Origin of the sequence: Streptomyces sp. NPDC126503, from assembly GCF_040302405.1 — a bacterium.
Lineage (GTDB): Bacteria > Actinomycetota > Actinomycetes > Streptomycetales > Streptomycetaceae > Streptomyces > Streptomyces gulbargensis.
The window spans coordinates 1-24133 of sequence record NZ_JBEORS010000041.1; the positions used below are offsets into that span (position 1 = coordinate 1).

The following is a 24133-nucleotide window of genomic DNA, read 5'->3' on the forward strand; positions in this document are numbered from 1 at the left end:
ACGACACCTCCATGGCCGATTTCCTGGCCTCCGCCTCCCCCGCCTCCGCGCGTGCGCGCGGTCTGCTCCGCAGACGCGACGCGCCGCCGCTACGCGGCGGTCCAACTGCGCTGCTCCGCAGCGCAGTTGGCAAAGCGTCACTCCGTGACGCTCGGATAAATCGCTCCGCGATTTATCCGCTTGAATTCGCTCCGCGAATTCAAGAAAAGCAGCTGGCTAGGAAGTGAGGGTGACCGATTTCGGTGAGGAATCAAGGGGCCGGGCCCGCTAAAAACCCCGGTCCGATGCTCCCTCAGATTTCCCGTCCGCAAGGCCCTTGGCCCTCCCCCGGACCCCGGAAGGCCTCGCCCTCGCGGGGCCGGGCCGGCTGACCGCTCCCCTGCCCCACGACGAGCGCCTCGTCGGCACACCCGCCCACACCACGGCGGTGGCTGCCGTTTGTGTGGGAAGCGTGATCTCCTGGCACATCGTTTCGGTTTGCCTGGAGAGCAAGGGAAACGTCCTGGAAACCGCACCTCATGTACGTCACGTCAATGAGGTGCGGTTCGTGTGACGTCAGGTCGCGCGCCGGAGACGGACGACGACGCTCTCGCCCATGCGCTTGGGATCGAGCCGGTAGTACTTGATGTGCCCGATCCTTTCAGTCTCCTCGAGCCAGCCGGCTTCGATTACCTGCTTGCGGGTGCGGGAGAAGACGGGAGGGGCCATGCCGACGAGCTTGGCCAGGTTGGCGGCAGTCTCCAGAACGGCACCGGACCGGTCGGTCGGGTGAAGCGCGTACAGCATGACGACGAGGCGCTGGTTGGCGGTCATGCCGGCCGTCTTCTCAAGCAGCTCCAGGTTCTTCTGCTTGTCGACGCTGCTGATCACTGGGCCTCCCACCGCGCAGGGGCGTTCTCGTTGAATCCGGGGATGTCCGGGGGGTTACACGTCTTCACCGCTTCGCGCTGTTCAATGCCCGTTCCGTGAAAGGCGATGTACGGGCTGATCCGGTAGAAGTTGTAATTGCCGATACGTCCTCGGATGATGAGGATGCGGTGTTTGGCCAGCTTCCTGTTGATCTTTCCTACCGCATCGGTGGACATCCCTACCCGCTTGGCGATGTCTGCTCCCGTCGCCCTCAACGGCTCCATGCCCTCGGGCGAGGCACCGATCCACCATAGGACGAGGAACTTCTGGCTGGGCGTGAATGCCTTCGACTCAGTGATCGCCTCGACGCGCGCCTTGTCGACCTGTGTATGCCTGCCCGAAAAGGCATATGGCGCATAGGGGACCGGCTCACCTGTGTCGGCGTCAACCAGCCTGCGCAGTGCTCCCAAGGGGCCCTCCCGTAGCGCGGGGTTGCTGAGTGGTTCACCAGGACGGCTGGGAGGCCGACCAGATGAACCTAACGTACATGAGCAGGACGTCAATCAACTGCGCCTGTCGTCCATGTCGCTTGCTCTCAGGCGAAGGAATCGCCGCTCCGTTCTCCGCGCGGATCCGGGATGCTCCTGCGGCCACTCATGTACGTGACGTCAATCTAGTGCTGTTGCCGGATCGTGGTGAGCGGTTCATAGAGACGTGGTCACCGATCGCTCGAACGCCCTCCCAGTTCCTCAGATCGTGATGCACGGCTCCCAGGACTGAGTGGAGCGACTGCAGGATCTGAGTGCACGGGTCGGCAGATCGCCCTCCACGGCTGAGGGATCTGCCTGCCAGTTCCCCCGATCTGGGCTTCCTAAGGCATTCCTGCAGGTCAGAGGCATATTGGCCGGTGCGCTCTCTCCCCTTACCCAGGAGGTGGACCTCGCGCACCGCACAAGCCCCTACGGCCCGGACTCATCCCCACGCATGTCGTTCGCCTACCCGACTCCGCCGCTCGACTCAAGGCAGGGCAAACGAGGCTCAGCCACGTGCCAGGACCCCGGTCGGCCTTCGACCCACAGAAGCCCGATCCATCGTCGAGTTGCCCGGCGTCGACCTGCCCGCCGACACGACCCCGCCGCTTTTCGGCGCGCATGGTCTGTGCCACGACGAAACGGTTTCGCGCCGGGAAGTGGTGGGGCAGCGGGGTCCAGGGGCCGGCGAAGGCCCCTGGTACCACGCAGCGTCACCACACAGCCGGTGCCAAGGTGGACCCGTGGTGTCTCCACTGGCGGTGGTCTCCCCGGCCTTAGGGTCTGTGACCCGCACGTCAGCACTGCCAGGAACCAGCAGAAGAGTTCTGGGACCGGGCCGTTCGCTACATCACGCAGTGTCGGAAAGGTCCACTGCGGTGGCTTCGAGCGTCAACCGCCGACGGCTGTCCGCCGACCGGCTTTATCCCGGCTCCGCGGTTCTCCGTCGAGCGGAACCCTCTGGCGCCGGCCTGACGGCTGTCCAGACCGGCGGACAGGACGACGGTCACGCAGGGACGGCGAGCGGCGGGTGCTCGAGGACGCGGGGCTTGTACTCGACCAGCTGGATGCGGCCGTCGAAGGTGCGGTGGTCGATCATCTCGAGGGCGACGTCCGGGTAGCCGTCGTAGATGCGTTCTTCGCCCGTGGCCCCGGTGATCACCGGGAACATCACAACCCGGAAGCGGTCGACGAGTCCGGCTCGCAGCAGGGACCGGGAGAGGCTGAGGCTCCCGATCGTGCTGAGGAGCCCCGAGCCACTCGATTTCATGGCGCGGACCGTCTCGACGGCGTCGTCGCGAACGAGCGTGGTGTTTGCCCACGTCGGTGGAGCCTCGAGGGAGGAGGAGAACACCACCTTGGACGCTCGCGTGAGCTCGTCCACGGACGCTTCTTCCTCGGGCCTGAACTCGTCCTGCCCCTTCGGGACGTCACCCGCGGCGAAGCCCGACATGAGGCGGTAGGTGTTCGCTCCCATCAGGTAGGTGACCTCGGGCTGTTTGCCGAGCCAGGCGAGGTACTCGGGGCCTTCGAGGCCCCAGAATCCGGGCCATCCCTCTCCCGAGGCGTAGCCGTCGAGGGAGGTGATGAAGTCGACGAGAAGCTCCGACATGGCGGTGTCCTTTCCTGGGATGTCACAAGCTAGGACCGGCCGGGAGCCGCAAACTCATCGGCCGCGCTGCTCGATGTCGGGGAAGGGGACCTCTGCCCGTCGGCGGCGCGTTGGCCGCCGTCCTGGAAGGAGCCTCTTTGCGCTTCGGCCGTGATCTCCAGGAGCCGCTGGTCGGTGGCGCCGGCCTCCTGGGCGTCGGTCGCTCCGTGCATCGCAGGCTTCCTTGGCTTCCTGAACGAAGCTTCGGACCGGTCCTGCGCCGAGCGAGGGACGGCTCCTGCTGCTGTCCCTCACGGCAGGGGGAAGACCGTGAGGGACAGCAGCAGGAGCCGTCCCACCACCCCGGCATCCGTGTGCCCGCGAACCAGGTACCCATGCGTTCCGGATCACGCCGAATGGTTCTCCGGCCGCTCCTGCCGGTCCACGACCTGCCCGCGCGGCCGGCCGAGCGGGGGATCGGCGACCCCGCGTCCTGCGTTCTGGAGAGCGGCCTCCACGCGGAGGTACTGCCGGAGGCCCGGGCTCCCGGCATCGACACCGGCTGAGCCTCCGCTCTCAGGCGGGGGCGTGCGCCGCCGGGCTGTTCATGCCCTGAGGGCGGCCGCGCCCTTCTGGGAGCGGAGCGTTTTGGTTCCGGGGCGCCGGGCTTCGATGGTGCGGGGGTCGACGGCTTCGCCGGGGGCGCCTTCGCGGTAGACGCCGTTGGGGTCGCTGTCGCGGTCATGGGGGAGGAGGAAGAAGACGCGGCGCTTGTAGAGGCCGCTGTCGGGGTCGGATTTGGCGGTGCTGTCGAGGAGTGCGTAGCCGATCATGCGGCCGTCGCGGAGGTAGGGCGGGCGGTTGTTGCGCCGCCTGGTCTTGTCGAGGGCTTGGCGGACGTAGTCGAGCCGCTCGGTGTCTTCCAGCCACACAACGTCTGCTTCGTGGATGAGATCGCTTTCGCTCAACAGCGAGCTCATGTCTGCAGCCCTTCGTCGGTCGTGTCGGTGGGGCCGGTGGCCCGGTGTGGGAGGGGGGTGGGTGTCGGCGGAGTCACCGGTTCCTCATCGTACGGCGACCTGCCGGTGCGGTGAAGCGGGCCTGTGCCGGAGGTGAGAGGTGTGGCGGGGCGGACGCCTTCGCCGCGGACGAGTTCGGAGGCGAGGTTGTCGGTGCGGCGGCTTCGGTGACCGTGCGGGTGAAGGGGCCCGGGCTGCCTCCGGGGGCGCGGTGGGAGGGCGCTAGCGTGGCGGGGCCGGTGGCGCCGTGCCAGGCCGGTCAGGGGAGGGAGACGAGACGTGGGCAGTACACGAAGGCTGTTTCTGGGGGCGTTCACGGCGGGGGCCGTGTCCGTGGTCGCGGGGGCCGGGCCGGTGTCGGCGGCCGAAGAGGGCGTGTCGGCGGAGGGGGACGTCGTCTTCGACGGGGCGGTGCAGGCGCAGAGTTTCCGGACCGTCGGCGGAGCGACGTCGACCTTCCGTACGACGTCGACGGCGACGACCACGAAGCTGCACGCACTGGTCGCGTACCAGGACGGTGTGGCGGGGAACGGGGTCGCGCTGAACGTCATCTCCGACAACCCCCACGACTCGGCGATGTACCTGTCGGGGACGGAGAAGGCCCGCGGGACCCTCAAGATCACCCACCGTGGTTACACGGACGGCTCCGACGGGGGAGCGGCCGCCGTGTCGGTCTATCTGGAGACGACGGGAGCGGTGGACGGGGCCGGGGGGACGGCGGCGCAGGGCATCTTCGTCACGCACACCACGGGCCCCACGAAGGGCAATCTGATCACGCTGCGGAACAACGGGGTGGACGACTTCGTGGTGAAGGGCGGCGGGCAGGTCGGTGTCGGTATTCCGATCGGTGCCACTCCGCGCGGCCGGGTGGAGATCGCCCAGCGGGATTCCCTCATCGGCCTGCTGATGCAGGCGAACGCGGTGTCGGAGAGCCGCATCGCGGAGTTCCGTGACCGGACGGGTGTGGCGAAGCTGCGGATTCTCAACAGCGGTGCCCTGGCCGCGCACAACGCCCAGTTCGGTGTCGCGGGGGCGGAGTCGTACGGGGGTGGTGACGGCGTGATCGGGATTCGCAACGCCACCGTCGTGCCGACCGGTGATCCGACGAACGGCGGTGTTCTGTTCGCGGAGGGCGGGGCCCTGAAGTGGCGTGGGTCCTCCGGTACCGTGACCACGATCGCGCCGGCGTGAGGTGGCGGCTGTGGAACTGACTCCTGAGCAGTTGGTGGCGGAGTTCCAGGACGCGGTCATGGAGCTGTATTTCGCCCGTAAGCGGATCGCGCATCTGGAGGCGGAGAACGAGGCCCTGAGGCGGCGTCTGTCCGAGGTGGCCTCCGTGGACGACGAGCCCGGCACACCGGCCTGACCGGCCTCCGGTCCTGCCCCGCTGCGCGACACGGGACTCTCCGGTCGCGCAGTGGGGGCCTTCGGGTTCCGGGGTCAGGTCAGGCCGCTGGTGTCGATGTCGATGCCGAAGGGTTCGGGCAGGGTGATGACGGTGCCGTACGGGTGGGGGCCGTCGGCGCGGGTGTAACCGAGGCGGCCCGGTTCGGAGAAGAGGGTGACGCTCTTCTCCTGGCGGTCGACGACGAGGTACAGCGGGGCGTTGTACTCGGCGTACCGCTTGCGTTTGACGATGCGGTCGGTGTCCCCGTTGGAGGCCGAGGTCACCTCGACGATGAGGAGGGTGTCCTCGGGGAGGAGGGCGGTGGCGCCTTTCGCCCGGGCCGCGGGGACGACGGCGATGTCGGGGACGAACCAGTTCGAGGAGCCGGGCAGGTCCAGGTTGCCCGACCCGGTCACGCAGCCCAGCTCGCGGGCGCGGGCGCGGATCTGGTCGCGGATGGCTTCCGCGGCGGCTTCGTGGTCCCAGGTGGGCGTCACGGGCTCGATGATCCCCTCGATGATCTGGGCGCGGTCACCCCTGATGTGCTGGACGGCGTACTTGAGGGCGCGCTCCGGATCGACGTCTTCGTAGTCGGCCGCCGTGCTCATCGTGGGGGCCTCCTCCCGGGCACGCTGGGGCATGTCCTCATGGCTCACTCCGCTCTCGAGCAGGTACTGAATTCAGTATCTGCCCGTGCACGGCGCCGCAGGGACCGCCGGGCCGGGCGTGGTCGGGTCCCCGGAAAAGCCGTCAGGCGGCGAAGCCGATGTTGGAGACGTACTCGTACTGGCCCCACTCGGAGCCCAGGTCGATGACGGCGTCGTTGACCCAGACGTCGTCCAGTCGGGCGTCGTCGCCGGCGGTCCAGGCGCTGACGATGCGGTCCCAGCGACGGACGTTGAGGGTGCGGAACTCGACGTACCGCTGGTGGGGGCGGGGGACCTGGGACTGGTTGAGGGGGTGGAACTCGACGCGGGTTCCCCGGCCCCGGCGGTTGAGGCGGGCGAGGAGGTAGCGGGCGACGTTCTGCCGGCGGACCGTGCGGTAGGCCGTCTCGATGCGTTCGAGGTTCTTCCGGGAGGGGCTGCGACGGCCGTCGAGCCACGCCTTGAGGGTGCGGTCGGTGACGGTGAGGCCGGCTTCGCGCGCGGCCTGGCGGGCGTGGTCGGTGCGGGTGAGGTAGTGGAGGCGCGCGAGGAGGCCGCGGCGCTGGTGGATGGGGGTGGCGATGAAACCGGCGAGGTCGTCGAGCTGGCGGGCGACGAACTCGTGGCCCTTGGTGCCGCGGGCACCGAACTTGCCGAACTCGTTGTTTCTTTCCGGCACCCCGCATCCCTTCCCGCTGGTATCGGTGGTCCCAGCATAGTGCGGGGAGGTGCAGGTCATGGCGAGGGTGTACGACGACGTGCGGCCCGCCGGGGCGTGGCGGAGCGACGACAGGATGCCGGGCCCCGCCGATCGCGAGGGGTGCGGGGGCATCGCTCGGGTTGTGGACCGCGGCGTGGTCGGCACGCCGTGCACCGGAGGGGAGAGGCACAGGGACCGGTGCGGCGTCGTCGTGTCCTCCCTCACAGGCCGGGACGATGGTGTGACGCGAGGCAGAGGGGCGCCGTCTTGAACCGCATGAACGACCTGACCGACGCAGACATCGCCCGCGCGGTGCGCGGCATCGCCGAGATGGAGGCAGTCCGCGACGCGCTGGCCGCCCGAGTGACCGAACTGCGCACCGCCACGGCTCCCGAGGACCTGGCTGAGCGCGACCGCTGTGGCAATGCCATGGCCGACGCCGACACACGGATCCTGCTGGAGTCCATCGAGGTGCTCGAGCGGCTCGGCATGACGTCCGCAGCCATGGCGTGCTCCCACGTGGCGCAGGAGGAAGGCCTTCTGCCGCCCCACTGACCGCACGGACGGGAGGTCGTCCTACGGTCCTGGCGACGGACCGCAGGACGGCCCCGGCGCGGGGCCCGTCCGGGAAACCGGTGGCTGCTGCCGGGGCGCCGCGTGGTACGAGGGCGGGTCCTTCGGTGCCGCCGGGGTTATCACGCCGTGATAACCCGAAGCCCCGTCCAGGGGCGGTCGGTGGACGGCGTGGCGGCAACGGCGCGCCAGGGCGACCTCGGTGAGGCTTCGTGACGCCCGGAGTCGTCACGGCGTGACCAGCGGGCACATCCCGCAGGGGTTATCACGGCGTGATAGGCCGTCGGCGGGAGGGCCGGGGGTGATGCTTCCAGCGCTGGGCCGTGCTTGCCGGGTGCCGGCTGACTTATCACGGCGTGATAAGTCAGCCGCGTGGCCCACTTACCGGGTCGTGGGTTATCACGGCGTGATAGGTCTCCACGGGGGTGAGGGGTTATCACGGCGTGATAACCCCTGAGGAGTTGGTTACCTTACTAACGTGTCGTGGGCTGAACTTGATCTCCAACGTTAGTAAGGTGACGCTCATGACGTCACCTGACACGGGCGGCGACCGGGAGAAGGTCGTCACCAAGCTCACCAGTACTCTCCGGCAGGACCTCAAGGTCCGGGCCGCTCTCCACGGGCTCGACATGCAGGACGCGGTCGAGGCGGGGATCACCGCCTGGCGCGGGCTCGGGGCCGCTCTGCCCTCTGTCGACACGGGGGACGCGGAGAGCTACTCCACCTTCCTTCCCAGCGGTTTGTGGGACGGCTTCCGCGCCGACTGCAAGGAGCGGGGAATCTCGCTCACCCAGGGCATCGCCCAGGCGGTCACGCTGTGGCTGGCCGACAACCCGGTTCCCGAGGTGAAGCGGCCGGCGATCGTGCGGCGCATCGTCGTGTGCAACCAGAAGGGCGGGGTCGGCAAGACCGCCATCACGGCCGGTCTCGGGGAAGCCCTCGCCGAGGATCCGGCGGCTCTCGTGCCCGTGCGCGTCTCCAAGCACTTCGCCGCGCTCCTGGACACGGGGGAGGGGCGGACCGATCCGCTCGCGCTGGAGGATCTGCCGGGGCTCGGGCAGCGGGTCCTGCTGGTCGACTTCGACCCGCAGGGGCACCTCACCAAGCAGCTGGGGCAGGAGCCGCTCCCCATGAACGGGGACTCCCTCACCAACCACATGGCCGGTGAGGGCAAGGGGGATCTCCGGGAGCTCGTCGTCACGGTGGACGAGGACCGGTTCGGTGGGCGGCTGCACCTGCTGCCGGCGTGCACCGACGCCTTCCTCCTGGACGTACGGCTCGCTTCCGTACGGGCCCGGGAGGCCGCCCTGGAGCGGGCGCTGCGGGCCGTCGAGAACGACTACGACGTGATCCTCATCGACTGCCCGCCGAGCCTCGGGCTGAGCATGGACGCCGCCTCGTACTACGGGCGGCGGCGGACGAACGAGGTGGCGGGCAACTCCGGCGTCCTGATCGTCGTGCAGGCGGAGGACAGCAGCGCCGACGCCTACGGTCTGCTCACCTCGCAGATCGAGGACATGCGGGGGGATCTCGCGCTCGACATCGACTATCTCGGGCTCGTCGTGAACCACTACGACGCGCGGCGCGGCTACATCGCGACGTCCTCCCTGCAGTCCTGGATGGACATCAAGGATCCGCGCGTGGTCGGGGTCATCGGTGACCTGAAGGAGCAGAAGGAAGCCGTGCGTGCCAAGCGGCCGCTGCTCGCGTACGCGCCGCGCTGCGAGCAGTCCGTCGCCCTCCGCGCTCTCGCCCGGGAGATCAGCAAGTGAGCAAGGCCAAGAACCTGGGGGCGGGAGCCTCCTTCGCGCAGGCCCGTCCCATCAGTGCCCGCCGGGCCGCGATCGGTGCCGCCACGGGAGCGCCCACGGCGGGGGTGCCCGAGCCGACCGAGCTGCCTCTCGGGGCCATCAGCCAGAACCCGGACAATCCGCGGGAGGAGCTGCGGGACCTGGAGGGGCTGGCCGAGAGCATCCGGGAGATCGGGCTCGTCAACTCCATCACCGTGGCGACGGTCGACGCGTACCTCTCGGAGAGGCCGGAGCGGGCCGGTGAGGTGGACGAGGGCGCCCGGTACATCGTCATCGACGGGCACCGGCGGCTGGAAGCCGCGCGGCTCGCGGGGGAACCCACGATCCGGGTGAGCGTGAACAACGCGCTCGTCGCGACGGACGAATCCCTGCTGGAGGCGGCGTTCGTCGCCAACGTCCATCGCGACGACATGAACCCGCTGGAGCAGGCGTACGCGCTGCAGAAGCTCGTCGAGTTCTACGGCTCGCAGAACAAGGCGGCCAAGCGGCTCGGGATCGGACAGTCGACCATCTCGTCCAAGCTGTCGATCCTCGACCTCGACCCGGGGCTGCAGGCGGATCTGCTGGCGGGGCGCCGGCGGCTGGAGGACGTACGGAACCTGGCGAAGCTGGCGCCGGAGCAGCAGCGGGAGAAGGCGGACGCCCGCGCGGAGGAGCGGCAGCGGCGGGCGGCGGAGGGGCGGGGGGTATCACGGCGTGATACCCCGGCGCCCGAGACGGTGACGACGGGGCCGGACCTATCACGGCGTGATAACCCCGTGCCCCGGACGGCGACGGCGAGCCCCGACCTATCACGGCGTGATAACCCCGTGCCCCGGACGGCGACGGCGAGCCCCGACCTATCACGCCGTGATAACCCGGGCGGCGGGAGTGCCGGGGCAGGTGCCGAACGCGTCGACCTATCACGCCGTGATAACCCCGGGCCGGAGAGCACGACGGCGGCGGACCTATCACGCCGTGATAACCCCGTCGGCGGGGCGGAGCTGCCCGAGCCGCGCGCGGCTGCCGCGGCCGAGCGGGCGGTGGGCGTGGGGGCGGTGGCGCCATGGAGTGACGGGGCCGCCGTCATGGAGCAGGCGCTCGCGGGGCTGGGCGACGGGCAGCGGAGCAGGTTCATCCACCGGTACATCGAGCTGACCGGCAGTACGGAGGCCCTGGTGGCGGACCTCGCGCGCGGGTTGCCCGAGGCGGGGCGGCTGCGGCTCGCTACCATCCTGGAGGAGACGTCTCGGCGGTTGCGGCAACTTCCGTAAGGCGTACGCGAAGGGTCCCTTCCCCGAGGCCGGGGGAGGGACCCTTCCTGTGTGAGCCGGTCAGCTTTCCGGGAGGTCCTTGACGAACACGAGGGCGTCCAGGCCCGCGAGGGGGGTCGGGTCGAGCGGGGCGTAGCCGAACCAAGTGGAGACCCGGGCGGCCGGGGTCGGGGGAGGCCGTCGCGCGCAGGTGCGGGGCCTGGGTGCCGAGGAAGGTCTCTCCAGGTCGTCGGCGAGCAGGCGCAGTTGCCCGGCCTCCGGGGGGCAGAGCGGGCGGGGTCCCGCATGACGGCGGGTTCGGTCCACCTGTCGGCGGGTGCCGGTACCGGCACCCGCCGAGGCGTGCCGGCTGGTCGACGAGAGCCACTCGCTGCTCCTGGAGGGCCGGAGGACCCTGCGGGCGGTGGAGGGCCGCCCCTGGGCGATCTGACGGCCTCCGAGGGCCCTGAGAGGCCCTGGGGAGGGGGCGGTGGACTTTCGGGTCCGGGGCGTCTTCGTGGGGCTGTTGGCGAGGCGTCTTGGGGTGCGGCCCGCGACCCTGCGGAAAAGGGAGCGGGCCGGGCTCGTCCGGCCGTCGCGGGACCCCAGAACCGGCTACCGGGCGTACGACGCGGCCGTGGTGCGGGACGCCCTGATGGCGCGCCAGTTGCGCCGGGGCCGGTACCTGTTGGAACAGATCGCCCCGCCGATGGGCCGGGTGCGGGAGGCGGGCGGGCGGAGCCGCTGGCAGGGGTCCTGGAGGACTGGCGCGGCCGGCTGGCGGCACGGAGGCAGGCCCTGCTGGCGGGACGGCGGGGCTGGAGACGTACCTGCGGGAGAGGGAGCGGGGCGCCGGTTCCTGACGCCGGGGCCCCGGGGCGGCTCTAGGTGGCCGGGCCCGCCCTCCAGGGGGCCGGGGCCGTACGAGAAGCCTCCCCGGGAAGACGTACCCCGGCAGCGACCGAGCGACCGAAGGGCGACCCAGCGACTGAAGAGGGAGCGACTGAAGGATTTTGGGTCGCTGTTCAGTCGCTGAGGTAAAAGTGCAGGTCAGACAGGGTTTGAAAGACCAAAAAGCGACTGAAGCGACTGAAGCCTCCTATCTATGACACGCACACGCGCGCGCGAATGTCCTTATAAAGTCCGAGCTTGAGTCGCTTGGGTCGCTCCAGCGGTGGGGAAAAGGCTCTGACCTGCGGTTTTATCGGAGCGACTGAAGGGTGCGCAGAGTCGCTGAAGGGCGGGATTCTTCGGTCGCTGGGGGTCCTGGAGGGTCTCAGGGGCCAGCGACCGAAGCGGAACAGTGCGGAGCAGCGACCGAACAGTCGCTGAGACGAGGGACGGGGAGCGACCGAGAAAGCGACTGAGCCGCTCCCGGGAGGAGCGGCTCAGTCGCTGGGGATCGGGCGGTCAGGCCTCGGGCAGGGTCATGCCGAGTTCACGCATGGCGGCGGACTCGGGACCGCCCTCCGACCGCTGGGTCTTGTACCCCTTGATGCCGGGGGCGACGGTGCGCGGGTCGATGGCCTCGGAGGGGGCTCCGGAGGCGTACAGGCCGGTCGGCTGGCCGTCCCGGTCGTGGGGGAGCAGCCAGAAGACGCGGCGCATGAAGGTGCCGGAGGCGCGCGAGGAGCGGGCCTTGGGGCCGAGGACGGCGTAGCCGACCATGCGTCCCGCGCGGTGGTAGGCGGGCTTCCCACGGCGGGTGGGGAGCCTGTCCAGGGTCTGCCGGACGTAGTCGAGGGGCTCGATGTCCTCCAGCCACACGAGTTCCGTCTCGGAGCTGAGCTGCTCGGGCTCGATGAGCGCGCTCATACCGTCTCTCCCATTTCGGCGTTGAGTCCGATGCCCGGGTAGAACTTCCGCTGATTCGACAAGATCATCTGCTTGGGCGTGCTGATGCCGATGGTTTCACGGACCCGGGCCGCGAAGGCACGGGACGAGACGGGATTGGCTCCTTCCAGTCGGCACCACCCGGTGTAGCTGTTGTACAGCTGGCTCTGTTCCGCGCGCATGGCGGGATCCAGTGTGCAGCACTCGCCCAGGAACCGGCCGGTGTGGTCCTCGGTCTCGGCGTAGGCGGAGGTGGCGGTGCGGACCTGCTGGGGGCCGGTGAGGTCGCGCGGGCCGCTGAGGTAGCGGCGGGCGCCGGCGATCAGCCAGTGGAGGATGCCGGGGCCCTCCTCGGTCACCAGGACGTCGGCGAGGTTGTCGATCTGCCGGTCGGCGGCGACGACCCGCTCGAAGGGGATCAGCTTCATGCGGCGCCAGAACGCGTAGCCTCCGGTGCCGACCTCGGGGCGGTGGTTGCCCAGCAGCCAGAGCTTGTGGGTCGGGGTGAAACTGAAGAAGTCCTGGCGCATCCGGCGGGCCTTGATGCGGTCGCCGCCGGTGAGCAGCTTCACGCGGGCCTCGTCGAAGCGGTCGCCCGGCTTGAGCTCGGAGCAGACGATGATGCGCCGGCCGTGGAGCTCGGCGAGGTCGGTGGGGTGGCCCTCGAAGGGGCGGGCCATCAGGAAGCCCGGGGGAGCGGCGTCGGCGTAGTCGCCGAGGAGCTTGACCATGACGTCCAGCAGGACGCTCTTGCCGTTCTTTCCCTGGCCGTACAGGAACGGCATGATCTGGGCGCCGACGTCGCCGGTGATGGAGTAGCCGAGCAGCTCGTGGAGGAAGTCGATGAGCTGGCGGCCCTCCTCGTCGTCGCCGAACGTGTCGGTGAGGAACCGGTTCCAGCGCGGGGTGGACATCGCGCGGGCCGAGACGCTCGTGGCCCGGGAATGGAAGTGCTTCTCCGGGTCGGGCGCGGACAGCTGGCCGGTGGCGAGGTCGACGACCCCGTTCGGGGTGCACAGGGCGTACGGGTCGGCGTCCAGGCGCGCGGCGTTGAGGACCATGCCGGGGGCGGACTTCGCCTGGAGCAGCATGGCCTTCATGCCGGAGGTGGACAGGGCCCGGCGCTGGTGGCGGCGGAGTTCGGAGGCGGTGTACCGGCCGCGCGGGTCGGTCTCGGCGAGCGACTCGGCCATCTCGCCGGCGGCCCACATGACGTTGTCGTCCTCGTCGAGCGCCCAGCGGTAGCCGGACCAGCGGTACCAGCCGATGCCGGGGACGTGCCGGAAGTCGCGGCCGTACAGGGTGACGAAGAGTTTCGCGTTGCCCCGGTCGCTGAGGGTGTCGGGCAGCAGGCCGTGTTCGGTGGCGTGCGGGGGTACGGGGGCGGCGGGCTGGCTCTGCGCGGGGACGGCGGGCGGGGACGAGAGCAGGATCTGCCGAGCCACCTCCTCCGGGTCGAACAGCCCGTCGTGGTCGGGTACTCGGGTCACGAAAGGGCTCCCGGCATCAGGGGACGCTGGCGGCCGGCGCTCATTCCGCTGCGGATGATCTGCAAGGCTCGGCGTTCTTGCGTGGGGCGTGCGTGGAGGGCTGCGGCGAGCAGCGCGGACTCCGCGTCGGAGGCGCTGAGGTGCCCGGCGCTCACGAGCCCGCCCGCGGTGTAGGCGGCGCGGTTGAGTTTGTCGCTGAAGGCGGCGCCCTCGGGGACGGTCGCGCAGGCGGAGACGGCGGCCAGGACGGTCGCGAGGGTACGGCCCGCGGCGGCGCGGCCGCCGCCCGCGGCCAGGACGGCGGCGCGGGCGCGGTGCGGGACCGGGGAGCCGTTGCGCTGGGCGGGGGGCGCGGGCAGGTGCCCGGTGCGGGCGAGTTCGAGGGCGAGCCAGGACGGCAGGGGGGCGGGGAGGCGGGCCGGGCCGACGGCCGTGTACGTCCCGGCGTCGGTGGTGGTGCCGGGCGCGATGATGTAGCCGCCGTGGGCCCGGACGTCGACCTGCCAGGCGAGGGCGCGCGAGGGGCTGGATCCGGCCGAGCACTGCCAGGCCTGCCCGGGTTCGGCCGTGTACCAGATGTGCATGCCGCCGGAAGGGGTGCGTACGCGCAGGGTGGTGGTGTCCTCGCACGGGTCGGGCTGTCCGCGCAGGGCGGCCAGCAGGGCGAGGCTGTGGAAACCGTGCCGCAGGCCCTTGAGGGAGACCGACGGGGGGATGGGGATGCCGGGCAACAGCCGTTCGCGCTGCGGCGGGAGGGCTTCGTGGGCGTCCACGTCGATCACCACCAGGCCGGCGCCGCCGCAGGCCACTCCGACGCCGAAGCCGGGCTGCTGTCCCCACCAGGACTCGATGCGGGTGAGGTCGGTGGTGGCGGCGTGGAAGCCGTGGCACCAGCGGCCGGCGGGGATGCAGGGGCAGTTGTGGTGGGAGTGGGGGCGGACCTGACAATCACGGCAGTTCGCGCTGGGTGTCTTGCGGCGGGGTGCGAGAGGATGCACGGGCCACCCTTGTCGAGCGCACCACGCGGCGATGTCCAGGGGAGTGCCGGGGCGGTCGGACATGTGCGCGGCGACTCGCTCGGTCGGGGCCGGGCACCTTGAGTCGCTTGTTGATTTCCCCAGGTCAGGGGTCATGCGGAGTTCCTCTCAGCGACCGAAGCGACTCAAAGCCAAAATATGCTTCGAGTAGGTTAGCGGAGGCCGGGACGGAATCCCGTGAGCCCCTGCTGAAACGGTGGTACCGCCGGTCGCGAAGGACCGGGTGAACCCGACGGAAGGGGGGATGGATCGGGTCCACCCGGCGGCCCCGTCCGGCACTCCTGTGGCCGGTCGGAGCAGTCAGGGCGTCGATCGGGGAGGTCAGTTCCAGGTACCCCGTACGAGTGGCATGGACGAGGTGCCGTCACCCGCCGTGCGGACGGCCAGCACCTGGTTGACGCCGATGCGGTTGCGTTCGAAGGCGAGGGCGGACGCGGCCATGTAGAGGCGCCAGATCCGGGCCCGGCCCCGCGAGGTGAGCCGCTCCGCCTCCGCGAAGTGCTCCTCCAGGTTCCGTACCCAGGCCCGCAGGGTGAGGGCGTAGTGCTCGCGCAGGGCCTCCAGGTCGCGGACCTCGAACCCGGCGCGCTCCAGGGAGGAGACGGTCGAACCGACGGGGGACAGCTCGCCGTCGGGGAAGACGTACCGGTCGATGAAGGCGTCCACCCGGTAACCGGCCTCGTCGTCCAGGGGGCGGCGGGCGATCTGGTGGTTGAGGAACCGGCCGCCTGGCCTGAGCAGCCGGTACGCCCGCTGCGCGTACTCCTGGTAGCGGACCTGGCCCACGTGCTCGGCCATACCGATGGAGGAGATCGCGTCGTACGGGCCGTCGGTGACGTCCCGGTAGTCCTGGACGCGGATGTCGATCCGGTCGGTCAGGCCCGCCTCGGCCACCCGCTTGCGGGCGAGGTCGGCCTGCTCGACGGAGAGGGTGACGCCGGTGGCCCGCACGCCGTAGTGCTCGGCGGCGTGGAGGACCATCGAGCCCCAGCCGCAGCCGATGTCGAGGAGCCGGTCGCCGGGGCGCAGCGCGAGCTTGCGGCAGACGAGGTCGAGCTTGGCGGCCTGGGCGTCCTCCAGGGTGCCGCCGGGCCGCTCCCAGTAGGCGCACGAGTACACCATCGAGGGGCCGAGCACGCGGGCGTAGAAGTCGTTGCCCACGTCGTAGTGGTGGCTGATGGCGGCCCGGTCGCGGCGCTTGGTGTGCGCCCCGCCCCGGCGGCGGACCGACTCCTCCGGCGGGGGCGGCGGCGGGACGCCCGGCCCGGCGAGCCGCAGCAGCGACCCGGCCAGGCGCACGGCCGTACCGTCGCGCAGCATCCGGCGTCCCAGCGCGTGGGCGTCGGGCGGGACGACGGCGGTGAGCCGGTCCAGGGCCTCGTACAGATCGCCCTCCACGTCGATCTCCCCGGCCACCCACGCCCGGGCCAGGCCCAGTTCGCCGGGCTGCCACAGCAGCCGGTGCAGGGCGCGGCGGCGGCGGACGACGAGGACGGGGGTGTCGTGCGGTCCGCTCTCGCTGCCGTCCCAGGCGCGGAGCCGCAGCGGCAGCGGGGTGCCCAGCGCCTGCGCGGCGAGGGCGGCCAGTCGGTGTGCGGCGTCAGCAGCCACGGGATGCCTTTCTCTCTTCCGTCTCTTCCGTCTCCGCCCGTACGACGCGGTGGCGCGTCACAGCGGGGAGAGGTCCGGACGCTTGGGTCCCATGCCGTCCCCGGCGGACTGGCCGGTCAGGCGGCGGACGATCCACGGGAGGAAGTGCTCGCGGGCCCACTGCAGGTCCTGGAGCTGCTCGGCGGGCCACGGGCGGTGCTCCGGTGCCCACGGGGCGGTGGGCAGCGGCGGTTCGGGCAGACCGAGGACGTCGGCGACCCGCCGGGCGACCTGCTCGTGCCCCTCCGGGGACAGGTGCAGCCGGTCCTCGCTCCAGGCGCGCGGGTGCTGGATCGCCCGCAGCGACCACAGGTCGACCACCGCGCAGCCGTGCCGGTCGGCGATGGCGCGGATGTGGGCCGTGTAGATGGCGATCTTCCCGCGCAGCCGGCGCAGCACCGGGGTGTCGCGCGGGTCGAAGCCCGTGAAGACGAGGACCGTGCCGGCGGCCGCGGTGAGCTCCGTGACGGCCGCCTCGAAGCGCGCGGCGATGGCGTCGGGGGAGCTGCCCGGGTGCAGCATGTCGTTGCCGCCCGCGCAGAAGGTCACCAGGTCCGGGGCGAACTCCCGGACGCGCGGCACCTGTTCCTCGATGATCTCGTCGATCAGCCGGCCGCGGACGGCGAGGTTGGCGTAGCGGAACTCCGGCGCCGGGCAGTGCCGGGCCAGGCGGCCGGCGAGCCGGTCGGCCCAGCCGACGACACCGCCGTCGGGCGTCTCGTCGCCCACCCCTTCGGTGAAGCTGTCGCCGAGCGCCGCGTACGAGCAGATGCCGGACCCCGCGGACCAGGGTCCGTTCCCTTCCGGCACGACGTGTCCCCTCCCCGCCCCTCGGTTCCGCCGGCGCGTCGGAGCACCGGAGTCGTCACGGTCGAGGCGGCCCGGGGGCAGGGGCAGTCAGGGCATGAGATGACCTGCCCCCGCGCCGTCTCATGGCCAGAGCTTCACGCGGTTTCGGCGGAGGACCAAAGGACAGGTCGTGAAAGTGTCACATTCCGCGTGGTCGGTTCGTTTTCTGTGGGGTAGGTGGGGTAGACGGACGGGTTCGGCGCCCCGGTCCGGTGCGCCGGGGCCGGGGCGGGTTCAGGGGCGCAGGACGACCTTGCCCGTCGTACGGCGTTCCCGCAGGTCGGTGTGGGCGCGGCGGGCCTCGGCCAGGGGGTACTCGGGGCCCGCCACCGGCCGCAGCCGCCCCCGCAGGGTCAGGTCGAACAGCTCCTTCAGCGGCTCGTGCAGCGCACCCGGCCGGGCCAGCGTGGGGCGCAGCCAGAACCCGACGACGGAGGCGTTGAGGCGGCCGAGCCGGGCCGGGTCGAGCGCGGAGAAGGCCGAACGGGAGGCGTTTCCGTACGTGACGAGGCGGCCGAAATCGGCGAGGGAGCCGAGCGCCCGGTCGAAGAGGTCACCGCCGGCGGCGTCCAGGATCACGTCCACCCGCCGGTCCAGCGGATAGCGGGCCGGGCCGTCGGCCCCCAGGTCCAGGGCCAGCCGCTCCTTCTCGGGCGTGGAGGCCTGCGCCAGGACGAGACCGGCGCCGAACTCGCGGGCCAGCTGCACCGCCAGACTGCCCACACCCCCCGCGGCCGAGTGCACGACCACGCTCTCGCCCGCCTCCAGCCGGGCCGCGGAACGCAGCAGGTGCCAGGCGGTCAGGCCCTGCGTCAGCAGCGCGAGCGCCCGGGGCGCGTCGAGCTCCTCGGGGACCTCGACCAGGGCGGACTCCCGGGCGACGACCTGCTGCGCGTAGCCGTGGGTCACCTTGGCGAGGACCCGGCGGCCGTCCCCGGTCCGGCCGACGACCTCGCCGCCGGGGATGTGGGGGAGCAGGCCGGCGTCCAGGTAGGAGCCGTCCACCTGGAAGGTGTCGGCGAAATTCACCCCCGCGGCCTCCACCGTGATGAGGACCTCGCCCGGGCCGGGCACGGGGGCGGGGACGTCGACGGGGGTGAGGACCTCGGGGCCGCCGAAGCGGTCGAACCGTATCGCGAGCATGGGCACGCACGGTACCGGGTGCGTCACAGCGGCGGTGCGGGGGGCGGGAGTTGACGGGGCGTCGGGGGCGGGGCGTCGGAGCTGAGGGGGGCTGCGGACGGCGTCCGCGGGGGCCTCGGCGGGGGCCGCGGGGTCCGGCCGGGGCGTACCCGAGGGGCGCCGGAACGGTTCGCGCTGGTCGGAGGGCGGGGCACGCGGGCTCCACGCGAAATTCAAGAGCCGGTCGGCAGGGTGGCCTCCGACAGGGCGAGCGACGAGGAGCGGAGATGGTGCAGCAGCTCACCAGGGAACGCCCCGGGACGGACACCCCGCCGGGAGCGGACACCGAGACCGGCACGGGGATCGAACCGGTCCCCGCCTGGTTCGTGAACGCCGTGTTCGGCAACCTGCCCCGCTCCGACCAGCGGCGCTGCGCCAAGGCGTACCTGCGGGCCCTGCTCACCTCGCCCGGCCGCAAGACCGTACGGGCCATGGCGTCCTCCACCACCGACCTCCAGGCCCTCCAGCAGTTCGTCAACCAGAGCCCGTGGGACTGGCGGCCGCCGCGCCGGGCGCTGACCCGCCTGGCCGGCGAGTGGATGACCCCGCGCGCCACCGTCCTGGAACTCGCCCTCATACCCAAGTACGGCGAGCAGATCGTGGGCGTCCACCGGCGCCCCACCCCCACCGGCGGCTCCCTGAACTGTCAGGTCGCGCTCGGCATGTTCCTCACCGAGCGCGACCGCAGCCTGCCCGTCGACTGGCGGCTGTACCTCAACCGGGCCTGGGGCGAGGACGAGACGCACCGGCGCCGCGCCCGTATCCCCGAGGGAGTGCGCCGCCGCCCCCTGGAGGAGCTGGCGCTCGACCTCCTCGACGGCCTGCCCGAGCCGCGGCGCGGCCGGGGCGCGCCCGTCATCCTCGACCTGCGCGGCACCGGCGACACCGCGCGCGCCGCCGCCGGGCTCATGGCGCGCGGCGCCGGCTTCCTGCTGTCGCTCGGCGCCGAGGAGCAGCGGCGCGCCCCCGTCCTCAAGCCGCCGGTGCGCGGGCCGCTCGTGACCCTGAACTCCCCGTCGTGGCTCGACCTGCCCGACGGCACGCGCGCCGGACGCTTCCGGCTGCTCGCCGAGTGGTCGCCGGCGCGGGACAGGCCCCGCCGGGTGTGGCTGACGAACATGCTGGACGGCGCCTCCAGCGACTTCCTCGCCCTGCTGCGGCTCAAGTCCACCTCCGGGGCGGCGCTCGCCGCGATCGGCGAGGACTACGGCATGAGCGACTTCACCGGCCGGTCCTTCCCCGGCTGGCACCACCACATGACACTGGTGTCGGCGGCCTACGCGGTGGACACGCTCGAACTCGCCGACCTGGCGGCGGAACCGGCCGGGGACGAGTTCGCCAGCGAGGTCCGCGAGGGACGTGAGGTGCGCGACGTACGCGAAGGGCGGATGCGATGATGCCGCGGACATCCGCATCCGCCGGCCCCGTGGCGCGGTCCTCCTCACCGCGCCGCGCACTCGGACGTCCGGGAGCCGGCTCCCCCCATCGGGCCGCTCCCGGACCACTTCCCCAGGGGTGGGTTACTGACCAAGAAGTGCGTTCTTCCCCCAGCTCACCGGCTTGCCGCATGATGGCTGCGGGTTCCGGTTCCGCATTGCCCCGGCCTCCAAGCCCCGGTCGGCCGGGGCAATGCCCTGACCCCCTCCCATAACCGCACCCCATCACCCCCGGGTCTCCTCCTCCTCATCCTCCGTCCACCGGAATCTCGCCATATGCCGCAGAGTTCCGGATGACTCCCATATGACCCTGTGTCAGGGAGGATGCGGAGCACTCGCCGCTGCCTTGGGAGCGGAATTCTCGTAGCTGAGGCACCGCAGCGAGTCTCATACGGGAAACGACTGCTGAGGAGGCAGGATGACCAGGACTGACAGCGGTGTCACCGCGGTGCTCGACGAGGTGACGGCCCTGGTCCCGACGCTCCGGGAGAGCGGAGCGGAAGCGGAACAGCGCCGCTGGATCCCGGACGAGAACATCGAACTTCTCGACAAGGCCGGTGTCTTCCGGCTCGCCGTCCCGCGCCGCTTCGGCGGCCTCGGGGCGCCGGTGGCCGACCAGGCCGCGGTCCTGAACCAGATAGCCCGGGGCGACTCGGCCACCGGCTGGGTCTCCATGATCTGGGTCTCCAGTGCCTGGGTGCCGAGCCTCTTCCCCGAACAGGCCCAGGAGGAGGTGTACGCCGGCGGCTCCGTACGGGTCTCCACCGGCTTCACCCCCTCCGGCAGCCTCACCGCGCACGGCGGCGACGGCTACACCCTCGACGGCTCCTGGAAGTGGATCTCCGGCTCCCGGGGGGCGGACTGGGCGCTGCTCGCCGCGCTCCTCACCGGCCCGGACGGCACCCCCGCCCCGTACGCCGCGCTCGTCCCGCTCTCCGCGCTCACCGTCGCGGACGACTGGTACGCCTCCGCGGGCGCCGGAACCGGAAGCTCCACCGTGACCGCCGCCGGCGTGAGCGTCCCCGCGCACCGGGTGGTGCCGCTCACCGACATCCTCGCCGGCGGCGACTACCCCTTCGTCCCCTTCTTCATGGCGCAGGGCGCCGCCGCGTACATCGGCATGGCCAAGGGCGCGTACGAGCGGTTCCTGGAGCGGCTGCCGGGGCGGGGCATCACCTACACCTCCTGGACCGACCAGAGCCTGTCGCCGCTCACGCAGGTGCAGGTGGCCGTCGCCGCCAACCGGATCGAGGCCGCCGAGGCACTCCAGGAGCGCTGGCTGCGCCGGCTCCAGGAGCACGCCGACGCCGGAACCCAGCCGGACGTGGCCGAGCGGGCCGCCGCCCGCGGCCGGGCCGCCTACGCCATCCAGCTCGCCAAGGAGGCCGTCGACGGCCTGTTCGAGGCGGCCGGGGCCTCGGTGATCCTCAGCGACGAGCCGCTGCAGCGCTTCCACCGCGACATCCGCGGGTTGTCGCTCCACGGGCTGTTCACCTTCACCACCAACCAGGAAGTGCACGGCCGGGCGATCCTCGGTCTCGCTCCCGACACCCCGTTCCTGTGACCGCCGCGGGCGCTCCTTCTCCGCAACCGGTTCCCACAGGAAGGCTCTCCGTCGCGATGACCACCACCATGACCACCACCACCGGCACCACCACCGGCACCTCTGGCACCACGCGTGCGGTCACGGCCGCCCCGTACGTGGTGAAGGACCCGGACGACCACTCCGACACGACCGTCCTCGTCCTCGGCGGGACGGGCAAGACCGGCCGCCGGCTGGTCCCGCTCCTCAAGGACCACGGCGCCCGGGTGAGGGCCGCCAGCCGCCGCGGTCCGGTCCGCTTCGACTGGGACGACCCCAACACCTGGGAGCCCGCCCTCGACGGCGCCGACGCCGTCTACCTCGTGGACGCGCAGGACCGGCCCGGGCAGTGGGACGCCGAGGCCAGCATCCGCGCCTTCGCCGAGCTCGCCGTCGACCGGGGCGCACGCCGCATGGTGCTGCTCCAGGCCCGGGTGACCGAGCAGGTCGGGGGCAAGTCGCTGATCGCCGGGGAGCGGGGCGTGCAGGAGTGCGGGGCGGAGTGGACCGTGCTGCGCCCCAACTGGTTCTTCCAGAACTTCGACGAGGGCGTGTTCCTCGACTGCGTGCTCGCCGGTGAGCTACCGCTGCCCGCCGGGGACGGCCTCGAACCCTTCGTGGACGCCGACGACGTCGCCGCGGTGGCGGCGGCCGCGCTCCTGGAGGACGGGCACGCCGGGCGGACGTACGAGCTCAGCGGGCCGCGCGCGCTCACCTTCGGCCAGGTCATCGACACCATCGCGCACGCGACGGGCCGGGACGTGCGGTACCACCCGGTGACGCACCAGGAGTACGTGGACGAGCTGCTCTGCTACGACGTGGCCGCCGACTACGCCCTGTTCCTCGCCGACCTGGCCGCGCAGATCCGGGACAGCAAGAACGCGGAGCCGACGGACGACGTGCGCCGGGTGCTCGGGCGCGAGCCGCGCGACTTCGACGACTTCGTGAAGGACGCGGTCACGCGCGGGGTCTGGGACCTCTGAGCGCGGGATCCGTCCGGGCTCCGGGCCGCGCGCCGGTCTGTACGTGGTGGCCGTCCGTGCCTGTCGGTCCCGTACCCGCCTGATGGGCCTGGGGCCCAGGGCGTTGCCCTGGGTGGCCGATGAGCCGTGCCAGGCCCGGGGCCGTCGTCCGGTACGTCGGTACGTCGCCGGGCGGTGGCCCCTGGTCATGGCGGCCTCCCCCCCCCGTGCACCACCCGGCCGCGCCCGCGCGACACCTGCGCCCCTTTTCCCCATCCGCGTGCCTGGGCCTCAGCCACCGAAAGCCGGCCACGACGGCGCGGCAGACGAACGACGGCGGCGAGGAGGTCACCTCGGCCATATGCGGCATCAGCCACCCTGCTCATCGACCGGCGCCGGGCCCCCGTAGTCGGGAGCGGTGGTGACGGCCGGAGACGACGACCCCGGTCCGGCGGACGGCCTCCGTGGTTGCTGTTCCTTTTATACATACAGAGGGCGCAGCCACCCGAAGCTTCTGACCTGCGGAAACGCGAAAAGTATCGGCATCCTACGATGCCTATATAGGCATCCTAGGATGCCGATACATGTCGCCCAGCGACATGTCGTCAGGCATCATCGGAGGAACCCCGGGGTTCCTCCGATGACCACCCACGACATGTCGCCTGCGGTAATCTCTGTGCCGTCGGAAGCACAGGTGGGGGGTCGTCGGTGCGGCAACACGCGCGCAGCTCTTACCGCAGCCTGGTCAACAGGCAGACCGGTGAGGTCCAGGAGTTATGGGAGGGCGAACCAGAACAGCGTCGGGCCTACCGCCTCGGTGGGCGGTTCGGGCAGATCTCGTTCGAGCGCGTGCCGGCGATGCTCGCCCACGAGTCGGGGCTGACGGGGGACGACATCCGGGTCTTCTTCTACTGCGGGATCATGACCTACGAAAAGGGCGGCGCCAGCGCCGGCGAGGCAGCCCGGCACCTGGGGCTCACTCCTCAGGCGACGCGGCGCATCGCGAAGAAACTGGCGGAGAACAAGCTCTTCCTGGTTGCCGAAGTCGTAGGCCGAACGATCAAATACCGAGCGAGTCCGCACATCATCTCGAGCCTGACAGGCGAGGAGCAGTCCGAGGAAGCCGCCGCCTACCATCTGCCGACACTGCCGGGAAGACCGGACGCGGAGAAGAAGGACACGACCGATGGGACGCCAGGACCCGTACCCCGAGCTCGCCGAGCTGCAGCGTCGCATCAGCGAGCTGCCGCACCTCAAGCAGAACATGCTGATGACGTACGCGGTGCACGGCGGACTCGACCACGCAGTGGAGAAGACGGCGGCCGAGCTGGCTGAGCTGATCGGTGCCCCCGCGCCGCACTTCTCCCGGGCCCGCCGGGAGCTTGCCCACGACGGCTGGCTGGAGCACACCCACAGCGAGGGGCAGGTGAAGTTCTTCCGCCTCGGCGAGAAGGCCACCGGCGAGAAGGTGGTCGTGCCCATGCGCCGCAGCGGCTGAGACCGGGGCGCATCCGAACCCCGTCGGCTCGGCAGGACGCCTCCCTGAGGGTCCCGAGCGGACGGACGGCCGGTGCTCATGGTCGTCCGTGAGCACCGGCCGGCCGGGTGTCAGCCCTTGATGTCGCAGAGGACCGCGCCCGAGGAGACCGAGGCGCCGACCTCGGCCGCGAGGCCGATCACGGTGCCGGATTTGTGGGCGTTGAGGGGTTGTTCCATTTTCATGGCTTCGAGGACGACGACGAGGTCGCCTTCCTTGACTTCCTGGCCTTCTTC

At 71.2% G+C, this 24133-nt stretch carries 23 protein-coding genes and 1 pseudogene; 11 read left to right on the forward strand and 13 right to left on the reverse strand.

From position 1 onward, the window contains the following. Positions 1-555 precede the first annotated feature (555 nt). The 3 genes from ABTY40_RS29905 to ABTY40_RS29915 form a co-directional block, all read right to left on the reverse strand. Positions 556-867 (reverse strand): replication initiation protein, RepL2, encoded by a 312-nt coding sequence (locus ABTY40_RS29905; protein WP_352062401.1) that lies wholly within the window; start codon positions 865-867, stop codon positions 556-558. Further along, positions 867-1319, reverse strand: coding sequence for a MarR family transcriptional regulator (locus ABTY40_RS29910; RefSeq protein ID WP_352062383.1), 453 nt, complete (start codon positions 1317-1319; stop codon positions 867-869). Before ABTY40_RS29910 ends, ABTY40_RS29905 begins: the two co-directional genes overlap by 1 nt. 1066 nt (positions 1320-2385) lie before the next feature. Next, positions 2386-2991 (reverse strand): dihydrofolate reductase family protein, encoded by a 606-nt coding sequence (locus tag ABTY40_RS29915; RefSeq protein WP_352062384.1) that lies wholly within the window; start codon positions 2989-2991, stop codon positions 2386-2388. A gap of 395 nt (positions 2992-3386) precedes the next feature. Between ABTY40_RS29915 and ABTY40_RS29920 the strand changes: the two genes are divergently transcribed. Continuing rightward, positions 3387-3536 (forward strand): hypothetical protein, encoded by a 150-nt coding sequence (locus tag ABTY40_RS29920; protein ID WP_352062385.1) that lies wholly within the window; start codon positions 3387-3389, stop codon positions 3534-3536. A 39-nt stretch (positions 3537-3575) separates the two neighbouring features. Here the strand turns inward: ABTY40_RS29920 and ABTY40_RS29925 are convergent, their stop codons facing one another. Then, positions 3576-3950, reverse strand: coding sequence for a DUF6009 family protein (locus ABTY40_RS29925; RefSeq protein WP_352062386.1), 375 nt, complete (start codon positions 3948-3950; stop codon positions 3576-3578). 318 nt (positions 3951-4268) lie between these two features. Between ABTY40_RS29925 and ABTY40_RS29930 the strand changes: the two genes are divergently transcribed. Both ABTY40_RS29930 and ABTY40_RS29935 read left to right on the forward strand, forming a co-directional pair. Next, positions 4269-5180, forward strand: coding sequence for a hyaluronoglucosaminidase (locus ABTY40_RS29930; RefSeq protein ID WP_352062387.1), 912 nt, complete (start codon positions 4269-4271; stop codon positions 5178-5180). Between the two features lie 10 nt (positions 5181-5190). Next, complete coding sequence (locus tag ABTY40_RS29935) at positions 5191-5355, forward strand: hypothetical protein (RefSeq protein ID WP_352062388.1); 165 nt, start codon at positions 5191-5193, stop codon at positions 5353-5355. A 74-nt stretch (positions 5356-5429) separates the two neighbouring features. Here ABTY40_RS29935 and ABTY40_RS29940 read toward each other — a convergent pair whose 3' ends face one another. Both ABTY40_RS29940 and ABTY40_RS29945 read right to left on the reverse strand, forming a co-directional pair. After that, the gene (locus tag ABTY40_RS29940; RefSeq protein ID WP_352062389.1) at positions 5430-5984 is read right to left on the reverse strand and encodes a Uma2 family endonuclease; all 555 of its coding nucleotides are present in this window, start codon (positions 5982-5984) and stop codon (positions 5430-5432) included. Positions 5985-6126: 142 nt separating this feature from the next. Next, positions 6127-6702 (reverse strand): transcriptional regulator, encoded by a 576-nt coding sequence (locus ABTY40_RS29945; protein ID WP_345288148.1) that lies wholly within the window; start codon positions 6700-6702, stop codon positions 6127-6129. A 297-nt stretch (positions 6703-6999) separates the two neighbouring features. Between ABTY40_RS29945 and ABTY40_RS29950 the strand changes: the two genes are divergently transcribed. The 4 genes and pseudogenes from ABTY40_RS29950 to ABTY40_RS29965 form a co-directional block, all read left to right on the forward strand. After that, positions 7000-7278: a hypothetical protein gene (locus ABTY40_RS29950; RefSeq protein ID WP_352062390.1), complete on the forward strand. Its 279-nt coding sequence runs from the start codon at positions 7000-7002 to the stop codon at positions 7276-7278. Positions 7279-7820: 542 nt separating this feature from the next. Beyond that, positions 7821-9068, forward strand: coding sequence for a ParA family protein (locus tag ABTY40_RS29955; protein WP_352062391.1), 1248 nt, complete (start codon positions 7821-7823; stop codon positions 9066-9068). Further along, complete coding sequence (locus ABTY40_RS29960) at positions 9065-10360, forward strand: ParB/RepB/Spo0J family partition protein (RefSeq protein WP_352062392.1); 1296 nt, start codon at positions 9065-9067, stop codon at positions 10358-10360. The genes ABTY40_RS29955 and ABTY40_RS29960 overlap by 4 nt, the downstream gene beginning before the upstream one ends. Before the next feature lie 301 nt (positions 10361-10661). Next, positions 10662-11202: pseudogene (locus ABTY40_RS29965) on the forward strand (MerR family transcriptional regulator); the annotation flags it as partial. Positions 11203-11749: 547 nt separating this feature from the next. Here the strand turns inward: ABTY40_RS29965 and ABTY40_RS29970 are convergent. From ABTY40_RS29970 to ABTY40_RS29995, 6 genes are all read right to left on the reverse strand, one after another. Continuing rightward, positions 11750-12154, reverse strand: a complete 405-nt coding sequence (locus ABTY40_RS29970; protein WP_309053551.1) for a DUF6009 family protein — start codon at positions 12152-12154, stop codon at positions 11750-11752. Further along, on the reverse strand, positions 12151-13662 hold the full coding sequence (locus ABTY40_RS29975) for a DNA primase family protein (RefSeq protein ID WP_352062393.1): 1512 nt from the start codon (positions 13660-13662) through the stop codon (positions 12151-12153). The genes ABTY40_RS29970 and ABTY40_RS29975 overlap by 4 nt, the downstream gene beginning before the upstream one ends. After that, positions 13659-14660, reverse strand: a complete 1002-nt coding sequence (locus ABTY40_RS29980) for a bifunctional DNA primase/polymerase (RefSeq protein WP_345288131.1) — start codon at positions 14658-14660, stop codon at positions 13659-13661. The genes ABTY40_RS29975 and ABTY40_RS29980 overlap by 4 nt, the downstream gene beginning before the upstream one ends. Before the next feature lie 360 nt (positions 14661-15020). Further along, positions 15021-16310 (reverse strand): class I SAM-dependent methyltransferase, encoded by a 1290-nt coding sequence (locus ABTY40_RS29985; protein ID WP_352062394.1) that lies wholly within the window; start codon positions 16308-16310, stop codon positions 15021-15023. 57 nt (positions 16311-16367) lie between these two features. Next, a complete protein-coding gene (locus ABTY40_RS29990) occupies positions 16368-17159 on the reverse strand; it encodes an SGNH/GDSL hydrolase family protein (RefSeq protein ID WP_352062395.1) in 792 nt (263 codons plus the stop codon). Between the two features lie 273 nt (positions 17160-17432). Beyond that, positions 17433-18341 carry a quinone oxidoreductase family protein gene (locus ABTY40_RS29995; RefSeq protein ID WP_352062396.1) on the reverse strand — a complete coding sequence of 303 codons (909 nt, stop codon included), beginning with the start codon at positions 18339-18341 and terminating at the stop codon, positions 17433-17435. 266 nt (positions 18342-18607) lie between these two features. On the opposite strand from ABTY40_RS29995, the gene ABTY40_RS30000 reads away from it, so the two are divergent. The 4 genes from ABTY40_RS30000 to ABTY40_RS30015 all read left to right on the forward strand — a co-directional run bounded on the left by ABTY40_RS30000 (position 18608) and on the right by ABTY40_RS30015 (position 23858). Beyond that, positions 18608-19777, forward strand: coding sequence for an IS701 family transposase (locus tag ABTY40_RS30000; protein WP_352062397.1), 1170 nt, complete (start codon positions 18608-18610; stop codon positions 19775-19777). A gap of 457 nt (positions 19778-20234) precedes the next feature. Further along, positions 20235-21380 carry an acyl-CoA dehydrogenase family protein gene (locus ABTY40_RS30005; protein ID WP_352062398.1) on the forward strand — a complete coding sequence of 382 codons (1146 nt, stop codon included), beginning with the start codon at positions 20235-20237 and terminating at the stop codon, positions 21378-21380. A gap of 56 nt (positions 21381-21436) precedes the next feature. After that, entirely contained in the window at positions 21437-22381 is a 945-nt protein-coding gene (locus tag ABTY40_RS30010) for an NAD(P)H-binding protein (RefSeq protein ID WP_352062399.1), read from the forward strand. Positions 22382-23546: 1165 nt separating this feature from the next. Then, positions 23547-23858, forward strand: coding sequence for a hypothetical protein (locus ABTY40_RS30015; RefSeq protein ID WP_352062400.1), 312 nt, complete (start codon positions 23547-23549; stop codon positions 23856-23858). A 110-nt stretch (positions 23859-23968) separates the two neighbouring features. Here the strand turns inward: ABTY40_RS30015 and ABTY40_RS30020 are convergent. Next, on the reverse strand, positions 23969-24133 hold a 165-nt coding region (locus ABTY40_RS30020; protein ID WP_352062402.1), incomplete at its 5' end, for an acyl-CoA carboxylase biotin carboxyl carrier protein subunit.